Here is a 3,417-nt window from a genome sequence, read left to right as displayed (position 1 = left end):
CGGACACCCCGCAAGAATACCAGCGAATCGAACAAAAGTTCGAGTCAAAAGTTGGCAAATCATGTGAAAATTGATTCACATTCCTTTGGAGGACTCTTTGTCGCGAAGCATCTTCTCGGCGGCAAAAGCGTCCTTCGCTACTTAGAACACGCGAAGTCGAATAGAGTCGCGGAGGTCGCCGGAACGGCTACCGTCCGTTCGTTCATCACCGCGCAAACCGCCGTTGGCCCACCGGCCGTGGCCGCGGGATAGAACCGCGCCATGACCGCAACCCACCACAACCGCCGCACGCTGCTCAAAGCCGGTCTCACCGGCGCCGGAGCGGTCGCGGGCGGCCTGCTCCTCCCCGGAACCGCGACCGCGAACCCGGTCCCGCTGCTCCGCCGTGACCGCCCGGTGCTCACCCACGGTGTCCAGTCCGGCGACGTCACCACCGGCTCCGGCATCGTCTGGTCGCGCGCCGACCGGCCGTCGCGGCTGATCGTGGAGGTCTCCCGTGATCCGTCGTTCCGGCACGCGCGCCGCGTGCGCGGCCCGGTGATGAGCCCGGAGACCGGCGGTACGGGCAAGGTCCGCGTCGCGGGGCTCATGCCGGGGACCGAAGTCCACTACCGCGTGACCGCGGAAGACCTCGACGGCCGCACTCGCAGCGAGCCCGTCACCGGCCGTTTCACGACCGCCCCCGTCGGCCGCTCCGACGTCCGGCTGCTGTGGTCCGGTGACGTCGCCGGGCAGAACTGGGGCATCAACCCCGAACTCGGCGGGATGACGATCTACCGCGCGATGGCCGACCGCCGTCCGGACCTGTTCCTCCATTGTGGAGACACGGTTTACGCCGACGGCCCGCTCACCGAGACCGTCGCGCTGCCCGGCGGGCGGGTGTGGCGCAACATCGTCACCCCGGAGAAGTCGAAGGTCGCCGAGACGCTCGACGAGTACCGCGGCCAGTTCGCCTACAACCTGCTCGACGAGAACCTCAAGCGCTTCACGGCGAACGTGCCCGCCTATGTCCAGTGGGACGACCACGAAGTCGTGAACAACTGGTACCCCGGGGAGGTCCTCGACGACCGTCCCGAATACACCGAGAAGCGCGTCGACGTCCTCGCCGCCCGCGCGTTCCAGGCGTTCCACGAATGGCACCCGATCGACCGGCGCAAGGCCGTCGACGGCCGCGTCTACCGCAACTTCCGGCACGGTTCCCGCGCCGAGGTCTTCGTGCTGGACATGCGGACCTACAAGGACGCCAACACCTCGGACCAGACCAAGCCGGGCCGCATCCTCGGCGATCGCCAGGCCCGCTGGCTCGTCGACGCGCTCGACCGCAGCACCGCGACCTGGAAGATCATCCAGGCCGATCTCCCGGTCGGGCTCACCGTCCCGGACGGCAAGGCCATCGAGGGCGTCGCCAACGGTCTTCCCGGCGCGCCCGGCGGACGCGAGACCGAACTCGCCTGGGTGCTGCGGGAGATCTCGCGGCGCCGGGTGCGCAACGTCGTCTGGCTGACCGCCGACGTGCACTACACCGCGGCGCACCACTACTCGCCGGATCGCGCTTCCTTCACCGAGTTCGACCCGTTCTGGGAGTTCGTCTCCGGCCCGCTCAACGCCGGCGCGTTCGGCCCGAACAAACTCGACCCGACCTTCGGGCCGGAAGCGGTGTTCGTGCACGCCCCGCCCGCCGCGAACACCTCGCCCGCCGACGGCTTCCAGCACTTCGGCGAGGTGAACATCGACGGGCGGAGCGGCGCGCTCACGGTCGACCTGAGGGACGCTACGGGTGCTTCTCTGTGGTCGAAGACCCTGCAGCCCCAACGCTGAGCAGTTCCGTCAGCACCGCGATGCTGAGCTCGCCGTGCCCGGCCTCGGCGGCCCGCCGCACGAGGTCGTGCATCGGCCGCTGCCAGCCGACGTCGACGCCTTCCTCGGCCAGGCCGAGGTCGGCGGCGGCGCCGGCGTGGAAGATGTTCACCGAGGCCGCCGGATCCGAGTAGTCGCCGCTGTCGATTTCCTTGGCGTACATCGGAAGTACCGAGATGATCATCTCGAACCACTTGGTGGTGTACGGCAGGAGCGTCGAGGCTTCGAGCCCGCGTGACCGCAGCGCGGCGGCACCCTGGAAGAACCCGACAAGCGCGGGCAACAGGGTGCCGCCGACGGCCGTTTCGTACAGTGCCGCGAGATCGGTCTCCTCGCCGAGGTGGACGGTGTCGCCGCCCAGCACCCACAACGTTTCCCGGTGCTCGTCGAAGACGGTCTTGTCGCCGCCGTAGTACAGCAGCGTGTCCGGCGCTCCCACGGCCGACGGCACGTTTTTGATCGCTCCGTCGAGGTAGCGCGCGCCGCGATCCTTAGCCCAGTCGGCCATCCGGCGTGCTTCGACCGGGGAGCCGCTGTTCAAGGTGACCAAAGCACGTCCGGTCAACGACGTCGCTTCCAAAGCCGCGCGGGTGTCTTCGTAAGTCGTCAGGCAGGCGATGATCAACGGGCTGGCCCGCACCGCGTCGTCGGCCGTCGAGGCCAGGCTCGCTCCGCGTGCGACGAGAGGATCGGCCTTCGAGGCCGTCCTGTTCCACACGGTGGTCGGATGCCCGGCCGCGAGGAAAGCGCCCGCGAGGGCCGAGCCCATCGAGCCGAGGCCCACGACGGTCACCGGTGTCTTCGGCATTTTTCGCTCCAGTCAAAGGAAATCTTCGGGATGACTCCATGCTGGGCGGTCGCGTACATTCGATCAAGTACCTACTATTTTGCCGGGTACCGACAAAAAGGTAAGTGAGCGATGACCAAGAACCGCACGTTCACCTGCGGCCTCGACGCCGCGATCGCCGTCATGGGTGGCAAATGGAAGGGGCTCATCCTGTTCGCGCTCCAGGACGGACCGCTGCGCTTCGGGGAGCTGCGGCGCGCGGTACCCGGTATCAGCGAGCGGGTGCTGATCCTGCAGTTGCGCGAGATGGAGACCACGGGGCTGCTGCATCGCGAGGTGTACCACCAGGTTCCGCCGAAGGTGGAGTATTCGCTGACGGAGTTCGGGGATTCCCTCAACACCGCGATGGCCGCGCTCGGGGAGTGGGGCGAGGAGCACCTCGAGCGCATCGAGGCCATTCCCTGGTCCGACGTGAAGTGAGCCGCGAAGCACCCAGTAGGCTCCGGGCGAATAGCACGAATCCCACCCAAGGAGAAATACCGCCGTGACTGAACGCACGCTGGTCCTCGTCAAGCCCGATGGCGTCGCGCGCGGCCTCGTCGGCGAGGTCATCGCTCGCATCGAGCGCAAGGGCCTGAAGCTCGCCGCCCTCGAACTGCGCACCGTCGAGCGCTCGGTCGCCGAGGAGCACTACGCCGAGCACAAGGAGCGCCCGTTCTTCGGCGACCTCCTCGAGTTCATCACCTCGGGCCCGCTGGTCGCGATCGCCGTCG

Annotated in this window: 5 protein-coding genes; 4 read left to right on the top strand and 1 reads right to left on the bottom strand. The window is 67.8% G+C overall.

Going from position 1 to position 3,417, the window contains the following annotated elements; translation table 11 throughout:
• Positions 1–252: hypothetical protein (locus tag AVR91_RS43550; RefSeq protein ID WP_211282768.1), on the top strand; the 252-nt coding region annotated here is incomplete at its 5' end.
• A gap of 9 nt (positions 253–261) precedes the next feature.
• Positions 262–1,818: an alkaline phosphatase D family protein gene (locus AVR91_RS25995; RefSeq protein ID WP_063273242.1), complete on the top strand. Its 1,557-nt coding sequence runs from the start codon at positions 262–264 to the stop codon at positions 1,816–1,818.
• Here the strand turns inward: AVR91_RS25995 and AVR91_RS25990 are convergent.
• On the bottom strand, positions 1,772–2,665 hold the full coding sequence (locus AVR91_RS25990) for an NAD(P)-dependent oxidoreductase (RefSeq protein ID WP_063273243.1): 894 nt from the start codon (positions 2,663–2,665) through the stop codon (positions 1,772–1,774). The two genes, AVR91_RS25995 and AVR91_RS25990, sit on opposite strands and share 47 nt — an antisense overlap.
• 111 nt (positions 2,666–2,776) lie before the next feature.
• Here AVR91_RS25990 and AVR91_RS25985 point away from each other — a divergent pair, with 111 nt between their 5' ends.
• Positions 2,777–3,124: a winged helix-turn-helix transcriptional regulator gene (locus AVR91_RS25985; protein WP_037342702.1), complete on the top strand. Its 348-nt coding sequence runs from the start codon at positions 2,777–2,779 to the stop codon at positions 3,122–3,124.
• A gap of 64 nt (positions 3,125–3,188) precedes the next feature.
• On the top strand, positions 3,189–3,417 hold a 229-nt coding region (locus tag AVR91_RS25980), incomplete at its 3' end, for a nucleoside-diphosphate kinase (protein ID WP_323807895.1).

It is taken from the genome of Amycolatopsis keratiniphila subsp. keratiniphila (genome assembly GCF_001620365.2).
GTDB classification, from domain to species: domain Bacteria; phylum Actinomycetota; class Actinomycetes; order Mycobacteriales; family Pseudonocardiaceae; genus Amycolatopsis; species Amycolatopsis keratiniphila.
Note: the sequence above shows the minus strand (reverse complement) of the source record. Positions and strands in the feature narration are given on the sequence as shown.